This is a genomic window from Duganella violaceipulchra, from assembly GCF_019166075.1.
Classification (GTDB): Bacteria; Pseudomonadota; Gammaproteobacteria; order Burkholderiales; family Burkholderiaceae_D; genus Rugamonas; species Rugamonas violaceipulchra.
On the sequence record NZ_JAHTGR010000218.1, the window covers coordinates 1 to 255 of the forward strand.

The following is a 255-nucleotide window of genomic DNA, read 5'->3' on the forward strand; positions in this document are numbered from 1 at the left end:
GATGGGAAGGGGTGGGACCAACTTGCTATGGTCATCAGGCATTGACTTGTACGAGCGACGCTTTCAGCGACGCTCCGAATCTGGAGAAGTAAGTAAATGGGTAATGAAGTTGTTGTATCAACGAACGTTCCAACGTACTTCTTATTCAACCATAACCTGCTAAGGTTATAGGGACAAGCCGTACGGGCAATTAGTATCAGTTAGCTTAATGCATTACTGCACTTCCACACCTGACCTATCAACGTCCTGGTCTCG

1 rRNA gene is annotated in these 255 nt (G+C 46.7%); it reads right to left on the reverse strand.

The window, feature by feature from the left end:
* Window positions 1-169: 169 nt before the first annotated feature.
* Window positions 170-255 (reverse strand): 23S ribosomal RNA (locus KVP70_RS33770); the annotation flags it as partial.